The organism is Nocardia sp. NPDC006044 (assembly GCF_042871115.1).
Classification (GTDB): domain Bacteria; phylum Actinomycetota; class Actinomycetes; order Mycobacteriales; family Mycobacteriaceae; genus Nocardia.
The window spans coordinates 2,602,407-2,618,145 of sequence record NZ_JBIAID010000001.1 but is presented as its reverse complement, the minus strand read 5'-3'; the positions used below and the strand labels follow the sequence as shown (position 1 = coordinate 2,618,145).

The following is a 15,739-nucleotide window of genomic DNA, read 5'->3' as shown; positions in this document are numbered from 1 at the left end:
TCCCGGCAGTAAAGTAGGGATAGTAGAGGTCCGCATAGTGAATGACCGGTTGAGATAGGGAGTCCCCATGGTCACGCAAGCCCGGCAGCAGAAATTCGCGAAGCACTTCGAGCGCTACGATGCCGACAACGATGGCAAGATCGACCAGTCGGACATCGACGCGTTGATCAACAAATGGTGCAACGCGTTCAACATTCCCCCTGGGTCCGACAAATGGCGGATCACGGTCAAGCGGGCCAATCGGCTATGGCAGGACCTGCAGGGGCACGCCGATGCCAACGGCGACAAGGTGATCAGCAGGGAGGAATGGATCGCGGCGCACGAAGACCCCCGCTTCGTCGACGAGGTCGCTATTCCGTTGGCCCAACTCACTTTCGAACTCGGCGATGTAGACGGCGACGGCACGCTGTCCTTGAGTGAGTGGATGATCCTGCAGTCGACCTCCGGCGTCGGCCAGGTCGAGGCGCTGAAGATGTTTCAGGCGCTCGACCACAACGGTGACGGATACATCAGCACCGACGAGCACGACGCGGCGCTGCGTGAATTCTTCGGCAGCGACGATCTCGAAGCCGCGGGCAACCACCTGGCCGGCCGCGTCTGACCGGTCGCCCGACCACGAAATCCGGAACTGCGCGGGGGTTGTCGTCCCGTCCCGACGCCGGCCCCCCATGCAGTACCCGCTTTCGCCGACCCTCCGATTCCTCTCGGCAGACCGCCGCGACGCGCTACCCTAGGGTTGCACTTCGTCGCCACAGCGAGCATCCTGTCACAAAACAGTAGTAATGCCGCCCGGAGAGGAGATTTCCCGATGACAGCGCCCGACAAAATCGAGCATGAGGTGGACATCAACGCATCCGTCGCACGGGTCTGGGAGCTGGTGACCGATCCCGGCTGGTGGGTCGGCGACGGTGACCGATCCGGTCAGAGCCGTTCGCGGGACGGCGATTTCGAGGTGATCGAGGACCCGAAGTACGGCCGGTTCCCCGTCCGGGTCGAGACGGTCGAGCCGCCGAACTACATCTCCTACCGATGGGCATCCGCCTTCCCCGGCTCGACGCCCGGCGACGGCAATTCCACCCTGGTCGAGTTCCGGCTCAGCGAGCGCGACGGCGGCGGCACCCGGCTACGGGTCACCGAGAGCGGCTTCTCCGCCCTGGACCTGCCCGACGAAGACCGCGCGAAGCGGTTCGACGACAACGTGGGTGGCTGGAAAATGCAGCTGGACGTCCTAAAAGCCAACGCGGAGTAACCGATCAAGGCCGACCAGCCCCCGATCGGCACGATTCTCATCGCGCTCGCCGATCCCACCCGTCGCCTACTGCTCGACACCCTGGTCGAGGAGGGGCTGGCCAGCGCCACCACGCTCGCGGGCCGCCTGCCCGTTTCCCGGCAGGCCGTGGCCAAACACCTGACCGTCCTGGAGGACGCGGGACTCGTCACGGGTCGCCGCGCGGGACGTGAAGTGCTCTACCGGATCAGTCCGGAGCCGCTCAACGAATCCGCCGATTGGCTGACCGAACTCGCCGGCCGCTGGGAACGTCGGCTGTCGGCGATCAAACGCGCGGCCGAGGCGGGAAGTCCGGAGCAACTCGACAACTAGCTATAGGTTAATATAGTAGAATTTTTATCCGTAGGCAGTGCCGGCAACCCCCTGGAACTCGCTGACCAACGGCGGACCGGCACGAGAGCGCGGAGGTCACCATGGCCGAGAAATCAATCGAGCTGACCGACGAGGTCGCCGAATACTACGACGGTGTCGGCGAACTGGTGGAGCTCGTCGGGGGAAACCTGCACCTCGGCTACTGGGACGACGACCAGGACGACACGCCCTTCCTCGAGGCCATGGGCAGGCTCACCTGGATGATCGCGGACCGACTCCCCCTGCAGCCCGGCCAGTATCTCCTCGACGTGGGTTGCGGCGTCGCCGAACCGGCGATTCGCCTGGCCGAGCGGCTCGGCGTATCGGTCGCGGGGATCACGGTGAGCGGCTGGGAGGTCGGCGAGGCAACCAAGAATGTCGCGCTCGCCGGCCTGTCCAACCGAATCTCGATCAGCCGGGCCGACGCCGCCGCGCTCCCCTTCCCGGACAACGAGTTCGACGCCGCCATCGCCTTCGACTCGGTGCCCAACGCCTTGGACAAGCGCCAATGGTTCGACGAGATCTTCCGGGTACTCCGCCCGGGCAGCCGGCTCGTGTACTCGGAATACCCGGCGATCGCGGACATGACCGCGGCCCAGCGAGAGGTGTTGCGCGCCAACACCGTTCCGGACCCGCCGACCAGCATGGGTGCGGCCGTGGCGCCCGCGGTCGCGGCCGGATTCGAGGTGCTGGAGGAACTCGATTGCAGCGATCAGGTGCGCCGGTTCTACGGCGACTTCCTGAGCCGGCTGCGGGACCAGCGGGATGAATTGTCCACGGCCTACGGAAAAGACCGGATCGATGCCTTCGAATCCGGTATGACCACCATGTTCGAACTCTGTCGCGAAAAGATCGGCTATTACCTGATCGTGTGCCGGAAGCCATGAGATCGGCGGCTCCCAACTAGATGAACAAGGAGTGTGATCGAGCGTGTCCGAGATCCGACGACGGCTGCTCAAAACGACTACGCAAGCAGATCACACCCCGGCGGAACCCCGCGCCACCAAACGCCTACCGGTGGGGGTGTACGTCCTCGGAATCAGCGTATTCGCGCTGGGCACTTCGGAATTCATCGTGTCCGGGCTGGTCGATCAGATCGCCGGCTCGCTCGGGGTCTCGGTGCCCCAGGTCGGCCAGCTGATCACGGCGTTCGCGATCGGCATGCTGGTCGGCGCGCCGACCATGGCCGTGCTGACCCTCGGCCGCGATCGCAAGACCGTACTGCTCGGCGCGATGATCGTCTTCTGCGTCTCCGACCTGCTGACGGTGATCCCGGTCTTCGGTCTCATGTTCACCATGCGGGTGATCGCGGCCATGGCCTGCGCGACCGCGTTGACCGTCGCCCAGGTGATGGCCGTCGCCCTCGCCGGTCCCGGCCGGATGCCGCAGGCGATCGCGGTGATCCTCGGCGGCATGACGCTGGCGAACGTGGCCGGCGTACCGCTCGGCAGCCTGGTCGGCGCGCTGTTCAGCTGGCAGGTCATCTTCGTGTTGATCGGCGTGATGAGCGCCATCGGCGCCACGCTCGTCTTCTTCTTCGTGCCCAGGCTGCCGCGAGACCGCGGCCCCGAAGTAGGGCTGGGTACGCTGGTCGCCCGCGAGCTGCGGTCGCTGGTCCAGGTCCGGGTGTTCGTCGCCCTCGCCACCACGGTGCTGTTCGAGACCGCCCTGTTCAGCGTGTACGCCTACGTCCAGCCGCTGCTCACCGAGGCCAGCGGTTTCAGCGTGCATCAGGTGCCGATCGTGCTGTTCCTGTTCGGCGTCGGGTTGTTCGTCGGCAACACCATCGGTGGCCGGCTGGCGCAGTGGAACGCCATGAAGAACGTCATCGGCAGTCTGATCGCGATGATCGTCATGATGCTGGTGCTGCGGGCCGTCGTGCAGCACGGGATCGCGGCGGCCGCCGCGGTCACCGTTCTGGGGGTGTGCGCGTTCTCGATGACCGCCGCGCTCAGCTCGCGCGTGATCGGTTTCGCGGCCGGGGCGCCGACCCTCGCCGTCGCAATCGTCATGTCCGCCTTCAATATCGGCAACGCGATCGGCCCGGCGATCGGCGGCGTCGTCATCGCGCACTCGGAGATCACCGATGTGATCTGGGTCGGCGTGATCGTCGCATCGCTCGCGCTGGTCACCGCGTTCGTGTCCGTCGCGATCGAACGCAGGCCGGAGTATGCGCCGGCGCCGTGACGACCGACGGCGCCGGTGGCCGAGGCCGCCGGCGCCGGGCCGGCTACTTCGAGGCCGCCGTCGCGCGGCGGGCGGCGACGGCGCCGCGCACCTCGTCCGCGATCAGGTCGTCGATCATCGCGACCGCCACCTCGGCGCCCATCGCGGCGGCGCCGATCAGCTGCTTGGACGGGTCCGCGACATTGCCGGCGGCCCAGATCCCCGGCACCGCGGTCCGGCCGGTGGCGTCGGTGGCGATGTAGTCGCCGATCCCGCTCGGGTGCGCGGTCGGGGTCAGGCCGAGCGAGGCGAGCAGGCCGCCGCGCGCGGAGAACCGCGGACCGCACACGAGCGCCTGCAATTCAACGGTCGCACCGGTGGCCAATTGGACGCCGGTCAACCGATCATCGGTGATCTGCAACCCGGTCACCTCCCCGGGGATGATCTCGACATCGCGCGCGGTCAGCTCTTCCACCTCGGTATCGCTCAGCGCGGGCCCGGTGTGCGGCAGGAAGCGAAGCCGTGGCGACCACTGCCGGAACAGCGTGGCCTGGTGCATGGACATCGGGGTGGTGGACAGCACGCCGATGATCTGATCGCGCACCTCCCAGCCGTGACAGAAGGGGCAGTGCAACACATCTCGCCCCCATCGTTCGGCGAGTCCGGGCAGCTCGGGCAGATCATCGGTGAGACCGGTCGCGACGAGCAGCCTGCGTCCGCGCAGGGTCGCGGAATCGGCGATCTCCACGCTGACCACCCCGTCCGCCGCCGACACCCCCGTCGCCTCGCCGGGCACGAACTCGACACCGTACTGCTCCAGCTCCGCACGCCCCGCCGCCAGCAACTCCCCCGGCGGCATCCCGTCCCGGCTCAAGAACCCGTGCATATGCGCGGCGGTGGCGTTGCGCGGCCGGCCGCTGTCCACGACGACGACCGAATATCGCGCCCGGGCGAGCATCAGAGCGGCGCTCGAGCCCGCCGCGCCCCCGCCGACGATCACTACATCGCAGTGATATCCGGATTCTCGGATGGTCACTCCAGCCTCCTGTAGTAAGATAGGTATACAAGATGATAGCATTCGCCAGCTGATCGAGTATCAGCAGCACTCCACCATCCGGTTCGAATATACGGCGGTAACGCGATGCCCAGTGCACTTAGAACAAATAAACTCCGCAGGTTTTTCGGCGCATTAGACGTCGACCAGGACGGCGTCATGGACCAGCTCGACGTCACCGCGCTGGCCCAGATGTGGTGCGACACATACGAACTCCCACCACTGTCGGCGGAGTGGAGCAGAATTCATCGCCAGGCCAACCGGATGTTCCGGGATATGCCCGGGTCGGTGGATGCCGACGGGACAAAAAAGGTAAACGTCGAGGAATGGGTGGAGTGGGGCGATCATCCGGAATTCCCGGAATTCGTCGAAACCGCCGCCATACCGTTCAGTATGGCCGTGTTCGATGCCGCCGACAAAGACCGGGACGGAAAAATTACCGCGCCGGAAATGATGGCGGCCCAGATCAAAGGCGGAATGTCCGAACAGGAAACGAACAAAGCCTTCGCCCTGTTGGACGCCGACGGCGATGGATTTGTCACCACGGACGAATACGTGCTGGCCTCCCGGGAATTCTGGCTCAGCGACGACCCGGCCGCGCGTGGAAATCACATCGCCGGCGAACTCTGACCGCTAGGCCGTCTGGACGCGCCGACGATGCACCGTCATCGGCAGCGCGTCCACCGGCATGGTGACCGCGGGTTTCGGCCGGGGCTGATGTCCCGGCACGGACACCAGTCGCCAGCGCGCGGCGATCGTCGCGAGCACGATGATCAATTCGGCCCAGGAGAACGTCTCCCCGATACAGCCGTGAACACCGGCCCCGAACGGCATGAACGCGTTGCGCTGGGTCGCGGTCAGTCGCTCGGGTAGCCAGCGGTCCGGATCGAATCGCTCCGGCTCGGGGAAGATCTCCGGATTGTGCATGAGCGCGTAGAAGCTATAGAGAACCGCCTCGTCCGCCGGTATGTGGTAGCCGCCCAGTTCGGTGTCCTGGGTTGTCTGCCTGGTCTGGAAAAATCCCTGCGTGCGCAGGCGCAGCGTTTCGGTGAGCACCCGGCGGGTGTATTCCAGTTGGCCGACCGCCTCGAATTCGGCCGCCCCGCCGGCCAGCACCCGGTCCACCTCCGCGTGCAACTGCCGCTCGACCTCCGGATGGGTGGCGATCTCGTGGAACGCCCACGCCAGGGTATTGCTGATCGTGTTGCTGCCCGCGATGAAGAAGGTGAGCACCTCGTCGTGGATCTGCTGATCGCTCATGCTCGGTTCACCGTCGTCGTCGCGCGCGAACAGCATCATCGACAACAGATCGCCGCGATCGACCCCGTCGGACCGATACTGCCGGATCGTTTCGTGGATGGTCCGGCGCAGATAGCTCTCCGACTCCCGGTAGCGCCGATTGGCCGCGGTCGGCAGCTTGGTCAGCAGGCCGGTGGTGTCGGTCATTCGCCGGAACAGCCCGCCGAGCACGGTCCCGGTGGCGTCCATGAACCGGCGCTGATCCAGCGAGGTGCCCGGCGCGAAGATCACCTGGGTCACGTTGGCCAGGGCGAGCTCGTCCATCACCCGCTCGACCCGCATGGTCTCACCGTCAGACCAGGCCTCGGCCGTCCGCACGGCCAATCCGCTGATCAGCGAGCAATAGTGGACGATCCGGTTGCGGTGGAACGCGGGCTGGAGCAGCCGGCGCTGGCGCCGGTGGAACGCGCCGTCGGAGATCCCGAGCCCGTTGCCGAACATCACCCGGAAACGTTCGGTGATCGGGCCGCCCCTGGCGAAGATCTCGGGTGTGCGCATGATCTGGCGCATCAGGTCGGCGTCGTTGACCACGTACATCGGCCGGCGGCCGAGCCGGATCACGGTCACCGGATCGCCGGACTGCAAGGAGAGCAACAGATCGCCGGGACTTCGCTTCATCTCGAGCCCGTGGCCGAGCAGCGGCTTACCGCCGGGTGTGAGCGCAGGCTGCCGGGAAATAGTGGTCATCGGTTCGCCGCCTTCTGCATCGGGCCGCGGGGGCTAGTCATCGCCGTGCGCGGTTTTGGCGGCGGCCGGCACGGTGGCGAGCGCCGTGCCGGTCTCCAGCAGTGCCTTCATATTGCGCATGAGTCCGGGCCAGCCGCCGCTGCCCTCGAGCTGGCCGCTGATCGCCCGGTACATGACGCTGCCCGGTTCGAAGCCGTCGTGGATCACCAGCAGCCGGACCTTGCCGTCGCCCTCGGGTTGGAGGTCGAAGGTGACCTTGGTTCGCGGTTCCTTGACATACTCGGCGAATTCCTCGTCGGTCCAGCCGAAGAGCATGGCGTGCGCGGGTTGCAGCAGATGCCAGCTGTAGGTGAGCAGCCGGGGCGGGTCCGCGGCCAGCACCACCTGACCCAGATCCTGGAATTCCTCCCCCGGCATGTTCTGCCATTTCACCGGTGACCCCACTCGCCAATCGGATTGCATGGCGACGCCGAACCAATATCGGCGAGTGAATTCCGGCTCGGTCAGTGCTGCCCACAGCTGTTCGGGTGTCGTCGCGATGCGGGTGGTGTAGGTGAATTGCATCTTGCTCATCCTTCTGCACTTCGATACTGCTCTATGACGAATTCATTGCGGCACCCGCATCGCGACGTCACGAACTACCCGTTCAACTCACCTACGAGTTATCGATCGGGCGGCTAGACGTTCGGCGGATGCTCGTCCTGTACCAGCCCGAGGGTGATGTCGTGTTCGAGGGCCGCCTTCAAACCGCTGATGAAGAAGGCGAATCCGGCCGTGGAATCCCGGACGGCATCGACCTGGGCTTGGAGGTCGCCGCTGTATCCATTCTCCGTTATTTGCAGGTATGTCGCGTCGTTTTCATACGGAGTCAGCGAGAATTCTACGGTGGTCGGGTGATCGGGATCGTAATTGTCCCAGGTGAATTGGATCTTGCTGTCGGCGTCGACCTTTTCCACCTTGGCCGTGCGTGACGCGCCGTACATTTCCCATTCCCAGGTGAGTTCGGCGCCCTCGACCATGCGGCCGCTGCTCTTCGTGTACCAGAACCTGGTCGTGATCGCCGGGTCGGCCAGGGCCTCGAACACGTCGTGCGGTGGGCGGCGGATCAACATGCGGACGTCCACCGAGGGCGGTTGGATCGGCTGCGACGCAACCATAGTGTCTCCTGTTCACTGATGAGATTCGGTAAAGCTTTCGATAGTAGTTCGGAGCCACAATAACGGTGGATGGGTGTCGCCGTGGGTCATTCGAGCATGTCAACGACCCTTTCCATCGAGCCACAGGTTGGTCGGATCGCCGTTGAGCACCGGGTACGGCAGCCAGTTCCGCACGGTCGTGGCATGGAACCAGTACTGGTGCGCGAAGAGAACGGGCACCACCGCGGCATCCAGCAGCACCTCGGCCTCCATCCGGCGAAACAGCTCGCCGGCCCTGGTCTCGTCCGCCGAGGTGAGCGCGGCGCCGAGCAACTCGTTGACCTTCTCGTTGCGATACCGGCCGAAGTTCGAGCCCCAGTCGCCGTCCTCGACCACACCCCGGCTGTCGAACAGCGGTTGCAGATAGGTTCTGGCGTTGTTGCCGTACCAGTCCGGTTCCCAGCCGGTGAGCGCGATGTCCCAGCTCGGTCGCGAGTCCGCGGCGGAGAAGTAGTCGGAGAAGAGTTCGTTGATCGAAACCCCTACCAGCTCAACGCGAATACCTGCCCGCGCCAGTGCAACCTCGACCGCCTCGGCGGTCTCCGGATGGATGTCGCGGTCGCGGAAGACCAGCCGCAGCGTGAGCCCATCCGGGTAGCCGGCGTCGGCGAGTAGCTGTCTGGCCAGTTCCGGATCGCCGCGGCCGCCGTCGGTGCGGTACGGGCGGAATTCCCGGTGCGCGGTGCACAGCGGAGGCAGGATCTGGTCGGCGATGTCGTTGAGCCGCGGACCACCCCAGACGGTCGAGACCGCGGCCTTGTCCACCGCGTACTGCAACGCGACCCGGACCTGCCTGCTGGCCATGACGGGACGCTCGAAGTTGATCAGGATGTAGGGACTGAACAATCCGGCGGGACAAACCTCGAGCCGTGAATCATGGGTGCGCAGCAGCGCGGGGAGCTCCTCGGTGAGCGGTTGGATGTCCCACAGCATGTCGGCCTCGCCGGTGGCGACCAATTCGTGGGCCACCCGCTCGGAGATTCCCTCACGGACGACGATGGAGTCCACATGGGCGGCGCGCAGCGGATCGGACTTCGGTTCCCAGGCGGGGTTGCGCTCGAGCACGATCCGTTCTCCGGGAACGTAATTCGTCACCCGGTAGGGGCCGTTCGAGGCAAGCGCGCGGTTGAACTCCGGACTTCCGGGGACGAAATCGAGGTACTCGATCGGTGCGGGCGTGGCGAACGGCAGGGCGAGCATGTTCAAGAAGTCCGAGGCCGGATGCCGGGTGGTGAACCGGATCTCGCGGTCTCCCACCGCCCGCACACCGCGAATCTCCGTGCGCTCGAGCCGATCCGCGACGTCGTCGCGGGCCGTGCCCGCCACCGCGTTCCGGAATTCGATCATGCCGTCGATCGTGCTCAGGTAGTAGGCCAGACCGGGACTGCTGGCGAGCGGGTGGGCCAGGCGCTTGATCCCGCGGACGATATCGGCGGCGACCAGCGGGCGGATGCCCGACGGGGTGTTCCACCGCAGCCCTTCGGCGAGGGTGAACCGGTAGTGCGTGCCGTCCGCGCTGATCCCGCCGTTCGCCACGGTCGGCACCTCGATCGCCAGGTCGGGGACGATCTTTCCGGCCTCCTCGCGATTGCGGCTCGCGACGCAGCCGACCAGCTGCCGGGTGTAGCCACGGATGATGCCGCGGGTAGCCGTGTGATACGCCAGCGCGGGGTCGAGATAGTCGACGTCGCCGGCCCCGACCAGGGTGAGCGTCCCGCCGCGCCGGGGCGCTCGATCCTCGGCAGAGCTCGCGCGAATCGTCGATTCCCACACTGCGACACCGCCTTTCCGTATCCCGCCCCAAAGTATACTTCTATTACATATAGTGATCTAGAGGATCTTTCGGGACGGTCCGAACCAGGAGGTCAGAGCAATGAGCGGTGATCAACCCCGGTACGGCGGTACCTTGCGCCTGTACGGACCCGGAAGCATGGACCACGTCGATCCGGCGAGCTCCTACTACATGCTGTCCGGGCAGATCATCAGGCTGTTCACCCGTCAGTTGTTCACCTATCGGCCGGTCGCGCACCTGCACGACTGGAACCAGGTGACGCCGGTGCCCGATATCGCGCTCGAGCTCCCCACGGTGGACAACGGCGGCCTCAGCCCCGACCACCTGACCTACACCGTGCACCTGCGCCCAGATGTCCTGTGGGACACCACTCCGCCGCGCGCGGTGACCGCGCACGACTTCGTTCGCGGGTTCAAGCGAATGTGCAACCCGGTGCTGCGGGCCGGCGCGATCCATTACTACACCAGCACCATCAAAGGGGTGGCCGAGTACTGTGACGACTACGCCGCCGCTGTGCCCCAACGGAATCCGACGGCCGCCGAGCTGGCCGAGTTCCAGAACTCCCGCGACATCCCGGGGATCACCGCGCTCGACGACCGGACCCTGGTGTTCGAGCTGACCCGGCCCGCGCTCGACTTCATCCACATCATCTCGATGATGTTCGCGTCACCGGCCCCGGCGGAATACGACACCTTCGTCCCCGACAGCCCCGAATTCCGGGTGAACGTGCGGTCGCTCGGGCCGTACCGGCTCACCCACTACAACCACGGCGTGGAACTGCGGATGGCCCGTAACCCGGTGTGGCAGCAGGAAACCGACCCGGTACGGCACCAGTACCTCGACGGTGTCGAGGTGATCATGGAGAAGGCGACTCCGGAAGAGGTCGGGCAGCGGATCCGGGCCGGTCACGCGGACCTGTCCTGGGCGTCCCCGGTCACCGAGGCCTACGCGGAGAACCCCACCGATCCGGGCAACAACCTCGGCTACGCGTTGAATCCCTATCTCGTATTCAACACGGTCAGCCCGAATGCCGGCGGCGCCATGGGCAAACCCGAAGTACGCCAGGCGATCTCCTTCGCGGTCAACAAGGCGGCGATGGTCGACATCTTCGACAAGCTGAGCGTCGGCACGGTGATGTGGCCGGCCCGCTCGGCCATTCCGCCGGGAAATTACGGCTACGAGGACTTCGATCTCTATCCGTCCCCGGGCGATCGCGGCGATCCGGAGCGGGCGCGGGCACTGCTCGCCGCCGCAGGCTATCCGGAGGGGCTTACGCTGACGATCGTGCATCGCGACGTGGACGCGAACCCCGAGGTCGCCGAGGCACTGACCACCGATCTCGCGAAGATCGGCATCACCCTCCGTTCAGTTGCGCTCGGGCACACCGACTTCTACCCCTTCCTCCGGGACCCGGCGAACGCCAGGGCCGGCGCGTGGGACATCTCGACACCCGCGTGGACGCCGGACTGGTTCGGCAACAACGGGCGCGCCTTCCTGCAACCGATGTTGCAGACCAACGAGATTCGCGGCACCGGCAACTACGGGTGCTACAGCAATCCCGCGGTCGACCGGATGATCGACGAGGCGCTCTCGGCGACCGACCCGGACCACGCGCACGCGGCGTGGCACGCGGTGGATCTGCAAGTGATGCGGGACGCGGCGATCGTGCCGATCCTGGTGCACGCGCCGACCATCCCGCATATCAAGGGCGCCCGGGTGCGCAACGCGATCGCGATGCCCACCATCGATCGCTGGTTCGACCTGTCCAACCTCTGGCTCGATACCGCCGAATGAGCGTCCCCGGCAACGACATCCCGGTCGACGAGCCGGTAGTCCGCGAGTACCTGCTGCTGGGGTTGCGCCTGGGCAAGTTGATCGACGGTTTCGTGGACTGCTGGTTCGGCGATCCGCGGCTCTCGGCGCAGGTGGACGCGGAGCCGCCCGCCGATCCGGCGGATTTGGTTCGGCACGCGGCCCGGCTGCGCGCCGAACTCGCTGACTCCGGCCTGTCCTGCGCGCGGCAGCGCTATCTGTCCGCGCAACTCACCGCGCTGGAATGTGTGGGAAAACGGCTGTCCGGCACGGACATCCCGTTCCTGGCCGAGATCCGCCAGTATTTCGGCGTCGACATCGCCCTGGGCGACCCCGAGGACTACGCGAACGTGCACGAGGCGATCGCCGAGCTCCTGCCGGGGAGCGGCGGCATGCGGGAACGGCTCGACGCGTACTACGAGCGCAACCGGATCCCACCGGACCGCTTGCAGCACGCCGTTCAGGCCGTGTCCGACGAACTGCGCGGGCTGACCCGTGACCTGTTCGGTCTGCCGGCCGGCGAGCGCATCGATTACGAAGTGGTACACGGCAAACCGTGGAACGCCTTCAATCGATACCTGGGCGGCTTTCGTTCGAAGGTCGTGCTCAACGACGAGGCCGGGCGGGCGATCGGCGCCCTGCCGACCCTCGTGACCCACGAATCGTATCCGGGCCACCACACCGATCACTGCCTCAAGGAGGCCGGGCTCGTGCTCGAGCACGGGCACACCGAGCAGCTCATCTCGCTGGTGAACACCCCGCAGTGCCTGATCTCGGAGGGTGCGGCCGAACACGCGCTCACGGCCGTCCTCGGCCCCGGGTGGGGCGAATGGACGGCGACAATCCTTGCCGCAGAAGGAATCCACGGCGACGGCGAGCTGGTCGAGCGGGTGCTCACGCTGGTCCGGCGGCTGCTGCCCGCGCGCCAGGACGCGGCGATCATGTTGCACGATCGGGGCGCCGACGTCGAGGACGTCACCGGCTATCTCCAACGGTGGCTACTGCTTCCGCGCGACCGGGCCCAGCACATGGTGAGCTTCCTGACCGATCCGCTCTGGCGGGCATACACGGTCACCTACATCGAGGGAGCCCGGCTGACCGGCGCGTGGCTGGCCGCCGGTCCGGCGAATCAGACTGTCGCCGAGCGGTATTCGACTCTGCTCCGCAACCCGCTGCTGCCCGGCGACCTGCAGCGCGATCTGGACGCCGCAGGGGCTATTGCGTACTGATGCCGGGCACCATGATCGCCCGCAGTTGCAGGGTGGTGTGGTCGCAGTACCAGATCCGGCTGCCGTCCCAGGTCAGTCCGGTGGGGTTGCCGGCGACATGGTACGAGGCGACCTCGCGGCGGGTCTCCAGGCTGACCAGGTTGATCATGGCGCCGTGGTAGTCGGCGTAGGCGAGATAGTTGTCGGAGACGGTGACTCCGGATGGCCGGGCGCGCACGGGAATGGTGTCGATCAGCTGCAGCCCGCCGACCGTGCGCAGATCGATCACCTTCCGGTCCTCGTAACCGAGCCACATCCCGTGTTGAGCGGCCTCGAGTCCGGAAAGGTGTTCACCCCGGCGGGGATTCGGCAGCTCGGCGACCGTGTCGGCCGTCGCCGGATCGATCACGCGCAATTCGCGGTCCTCGCCGACGACTTGGATCAGGTGGCCACCCATTGTGGTCAGGTCCGATCGCACTGCCGCGCAGGGGATTCGGTGCTCGACCGCGCCGGTCGCCGGGTCGATCGCGATGATCTGGTTGAGCACGCCCTCGGAGAACCAGAGCAGATCGCCCGACCAGGTCAGGCCGCACAGCTTCAACGCGCGGACCGGGATATCACGTACGGTGCCAACGGAAATCGGCATCACCCCTCCCCTCCTCGAACGATCGTGCAATCCAGCCGCCACTCGGTGACCACCCGGGAGCGGGCGGAGCCGGACGGGCGGTGCACCGTCGCGTGGACGGCGTCGCCGGCGGTCACCGGCGTGTGACGCAGCGGCCAGATCCACACCGCCCAGTTACAGCCTTGGTATGAAGGAAAATTCGACAGCGAGACGCCGTCGATGAGATCGGCGGTGAAGAATCCCATGACGGCGTGCAGGTTTCCGGGCCGGACGAGGGGCAGGCGCACGCGGTCCGCGATCGGCACGGGGTCGCTGAGCAGCCGCGGCTCTCGCTGGAAGAAGTGCAGTTGGGCGCGCGGTTCGGCGAAGTCCTGCACGGCGTCGAGCCGGAAGCCGTGGAAGTCCTGCCCCCACATTCCCCAGCCTTCGTCGTCGAACTCGATCGCGGCCAGCGTGGTGGTCAGCTGCCGCGGGATGATCCGGCCGTTCGGCCGCAGGTTCTTGCGCGCGACGCTGTCCAGCACCCGCATCATGTTCTCTTCCGGGCCGAGATTGCCCATCATCTCCGAGACGATGACGTCGGCCTTGCGCGGTAGCCGGACCGCGCGCGCGTCACCCTGGATGAGGGTGAGCTGTTCTTTCAGGTCGTTGGTCGCGATGATGCGTTCGGCGACCGCCGCCATGTCCGGGTCCGCCTCGATCGCGTACACATGCGCCGCACCGTGTTTCAGCGCGAGCAGCGACAGCGCCAAGGTGCCGGCGCCGACGTCGATCACGATCGAGCCGGGCTCGACGGCCTGCGCGAGCGCCTGATCGTAGGCATTCATCCGCGGCCGGTCGGAGAGCATCACCTGGTGCATGAGCAGGATCAACGGATCCACGATGCCTCCCGCCGGTCGTGGGTGCTGGTCCCTCCCGTAGGGCGCGGTGAGGGACCAGCAGGTGCCGAACTATCGCTATCGATAACTCTAGGAAACCCACCCGAGCGGCCGGCGTCAAGCGACGACCGCTCGGGAGAGCCCCACTTACACGTTGACGGCCGCGTGCTCGCCGACAAACGAATCACGCATGACCAGGTTGATGCCCGTCAGCCTGGCCTTGACCTCGTCCGCCGTGGTGACCAGCGCGGTGTCCGTGCCGTTCATCTGGAGTTCGGTCCCGGTGGCCTCCATGCTGCCCAGCTTGCCGAACACGTGCACCGGGTTCGTCGCGTAGAGCGTCACGTCGGGCGTGACCAGCTCGAACTCGGTGTCGATGTGCAGTTCGCTCGGGTAGCGGATGCGGCTCAGGCTGTCTTCGGTGCCTTCGCCCAGGGTGCCACCGGACGGCCGCGGGAAGCTCACTCGGAGCATCACGCGCCCGCCGAGTTCGGCGCAGTGGCCCGAGATCGCGATCCGCGAAATCTGGGCCAGCACACCGGTTCCCTCGTCGTGCTTCTCCGGTCCGAACAGCAGGATCTCCGTGCCTGCCGCATTCTTGTAGTCACCGGCCAGATCGACGGTCACCTCCTTGCCGCCCACCTCCAGCTTGGCCTGGCCCTCCAACGAGACCTGCATGATCATCGAGGGATCGACCAGCATGGAGATGCAGGGCCCGGCGCTGGGCATGAAGAACATGCTCGGCGTGATGCCCACCGGCTCGTTGTCGTCGTTTGCGGGGTACCAGGCCTCGGGCAGGGTGGTGCCCCGGACCACGTTGGGCCCCACGATGACATCGAACGGACCGTCACCGCGCGGCTTGCCGAGGTACGGGCCGGTCAGTGGCTTCTTGAACGGCGGAATATGGTCGACGACACCGTAGATGTCGATCACGTTGCGATGCGCCAGGCGCAGCGTGCTGGACTCCAGGATGCCGAACCGGCGAATGTTGAACTCCGCGGGGAAGTTCTTGCCGGGCGTGATCTGCCGGACGTGACCCGTGTTGGGCAGGAACGGGTTGGACAGCACCTGGATGCGGTCGTTCAACTCGTAGCTGAAGCCCTTGATGCCGACCTCGGGTGCTGAGATCAGCTCGGTCTGGAACTCCGCGTAACCCTTTTCGTCGACGCGGTGCTCGAATCCCGGCATGGGCCACTTGTTCAGTTGGACGAAACCGGAGAGGTTGATGGTCTCCTTTCGTGCCGCATAGTAATCCTCACCGAAGGCGACGGTCGCGGCAGCAAGGATGTGCGGGCGGATCGGCTTCGGTTCTAGGTTCAGTGATTCATACGTCTCTTTGATGGCGCTCAATCCAGACACCTCCAGCGTCTGCGGTACTAGTGG

The 15,739-nt window shown here is 66.1% G+C and carries 16 protein-coding genes; 8 read left to right on the top strand and 8 right to left on the bottom strand.

Annotation, left to right across the window (positions count from 1 at the left end; genetic code table 11):
- Positions 1 to 67: 67 nt before the first annotated feature.
- From ACFYO1_RS12285 to ACFYO1_RS12265, 5 genes are all read left to right on the top strand, one after another.
- Positions 68 to 601: an EF-hand domain-containing protein gene (locus ACFYO1_RS12285; protein WP_378726671.1), complete on the top strand. Its 534-nt coding sequence runs from the start codon at positions 68 to 70 to the stop codon at positions 599 to 601.
- Between the two features lie 207 nt (positions 602 to 808).
- On the top strand, positions 809 to 1,249 hold the full coding sequence (locus ACFYO1_RS12280) for an SRPBCC family protein (RefSeq protein WP_387229830.1): 441 nt from the start codon (positions 809 to 811) through the stop codon (positions 1,247 to 1,249).
- Positions 1,250 to 1,252: 3 nt separating this feature from the next.
- Positions 1,253 to 1,600, top strand: coding sequence for an ArsR/SmtB family transcription factor (locus ACFYO1_RS12275; RefSeq protein ID WP_387231850.1), 348 nt, complete (start codon positions 1,253 to 1,255; stop codon positions 1,598 to 1,600).
- Positions 1,601 to 1,701: 101 nt separating this feature from the next.
- Positions 1,702 to 2,526 (top strand): SAM-dependent methyltransferase, encoded by an 825-nt coding sequence (locus ACFYO1_RS12270; protein WP_387229828.1) that lies wholly within the window; start codon positions 1,702 to 1,704, stop codon positions 2,524 to 2,526.
- A 43-nt stretch (positions 2,527 to 2,569) separates the two neighbouring features.
- Positions 2,570 to 3,826: an MFS transporter gene (locus ACFYO1_RS12265; RefSeq protein WP_387229826.1), complete on the top strand. Its 1,257-nt coding sequence runs from the start codon at positions 2,570 to 2,572 to the stop codon at positions 3,824 to 3,826.
- Between the two features lie 43 nt (positions 3,827 to 3,869).
- On the opposite strand, the gene ACFYO1_RS12260 is transcribed toward ACFYO1_RS12265, so the two are convergent.
- Positions 3,870 to 4,841 (bottom strand): NAD(P)/FAD-dependent oxidoreductase, encoded by a 972-nt coding sequence (locus ACFYO1_RS12260; protein ID WP_387229824.1) that lies wholly within the window; start codon positions 4,839 to 4,841, stop codon positions 3,870 to 3,872.
- Positions 4,842 to 5,018: 177 nt separating this feature from the next.
- On the opposite strand from ACFYO1_RS12260, the gene ACFYO1_RS12255 reads away from it, so the two are divergent.
- A complete protein-coding gene (locus ACFYO1_RS12255; RefSeq protein ID WP_387229822.1) occupies positions 5,019 to 5,489 on the top strand; it encodes an EF-hand domain-containing protein in 471 nt (156 codons plus the stop codon).
- 3 nt (positions 5,490 to 5,492) lie between these two features.
- Here the strand turns inward: ACFYO1_RS12255 and ACFYO1_RS12250 are convergent, their stop codons facing one another.
- The 4 genes from ACFYO1_RS12250 to ACFYO1_RS12235 form a co-directional block, all read right to left on the bottom strand.
- The gene (locus ACFYO1_RS12250; RefSeq protein ID WP_387229820.1) at positions 5,493 to 6,845 is read right to left on the bottom strand and encodes a cytochrome P450; all 1,353 of its coding nucleotides are present in this window, start codon (positions 6,843 to 6,845) and stop codon (positions 5,493 to 5,495) included.
- 33 nt (positions 6,846 to 6,878) lie between these two features.
- Positions 6,879 to 7,418, bottom strand: a complete 540-nt coding sequence (locus tag ACFYO1_RS12245) for an SRPBCC family protein (protein WP_387229818.1) — start codon at positions 7,416 to 7,418, stop codon at positions 6,879 to 6,881.
- 104 nt (positions 7,419 to 7,522) lie between these two features.
- Positions 7,523 to 8,002 carry an SRPBCC family protein gene (locus ACFYO1_RS12240; RefSeq protein ID WP_387229816.1) on the bottom strand — a complete coding sequence of 160 codons (480 nt, stop codon included), beginning with the start codon at positions 8,000 to 8,002 and terminating at the stop codon, positions 7,523 to 7,525.
- Between the two features lie 99 nt (positions 8,003 to 8,101).
- On the bottom strand, positions 8,102 to 9,814 hold the full coding sequence (locus tag ACFYO1_RS12235) for an ABC transporter substrate-binding protein (RefSeq protein ID WP_387229814.1): 1,713 nt from the start codon (positions 9,812 to 9,814) through the stop codon (positions 8,102 to 8,104).
- Between the two features lie 100 nt (positions 9,815 to 9,914).
- Here ACFYO1_RS12235 and ACFYO1_RS12230 point away from each other — a divergent pair, with 100 nt between their 5' ends.
- Both ACFYO1_RS12230 and ACFYO1_RS12225 read left to right on the top strand, forming a co-directional pair.
- Positions 9,915 to 11,627 (top strand): ABC transporter substrate-binding protein, encoded by a 1,713-nt coding sequence (locus ACFYO1_RS12230; RefSeq protein ID WP_387229812.1) that lies wholly within the window; start codon positions 9,915 to 9,917, stop codon positions 11,625 to 11,627.
- On the top strand, positions 11,624 to 12,874 hold the full coding sequence (locus tag ACFYO1_RS12225; protein WP_387229810.1) for a DUF885 domain-containing protein: 1,251 nt from the start codon (positions 11,624 to 11,626) through the stop codon (positions 12,872 to 12,874). The genes ACFYO1_RS12230 and ACFYO1_RS12225 overlap by 4 nt, the downstream gene beginning before the upstream one ends.
- On the opposite strand, the gene ACFYO1_RS12220 is transcribed toward ACFYO1_RS12225, so the two are convergent.
- The 3 genes from ACFYO1_RS12220 to ACFYO1_RS12210 form a co-directional block, all read right to left on the bottom strand.
- Positions 12,861 to 13,499 (bottom strand): hypothetical protein, encoded by a 639-nt coding sequence (locus tag ACFYO1_RS12220; protein ID WP_387229808.1) that lies wholly within the window; start codon positions 13,497 to 13,499, stop codon positions 12,861 to 12,863. The two genes, ACFYO1_RS12225 and ACFYO1_RS12220, sit on opposite strands and share 14 nt — an antisense overlap.
- Positions 13,499 to 14,359, bottom strand: a complete 861-nt coding sequence (locus ACFYO1_RS12215; RefSeq protein ID WP_387229806.1) for a methyltransferase domain-containing protein — start codon at positions 14,357 to 14,359, stop codon at positions 13,499 to 13,501. Before ACFYO1_RS12215 ends, ACFYO1_RS12220 begins: the two co-directional genes overlap by 1 nt.
- 144 nt (positions 14,360 to 14,503) lie before the next feature.
- Positions 14,504 to 15,715, bottom strand: coding sequence for a DUF6004 family protein (locus tag ACFYO1_RS12210; RefSeq protein WP_378725323.1), 1,212 nt, complete (start codon positions 15,713 to 15,715; stop codon positions 14,504 to 14,506).
- Between the last annotated feature and the right edge of the window lie 24 nt (positions 15,716 to 15,739).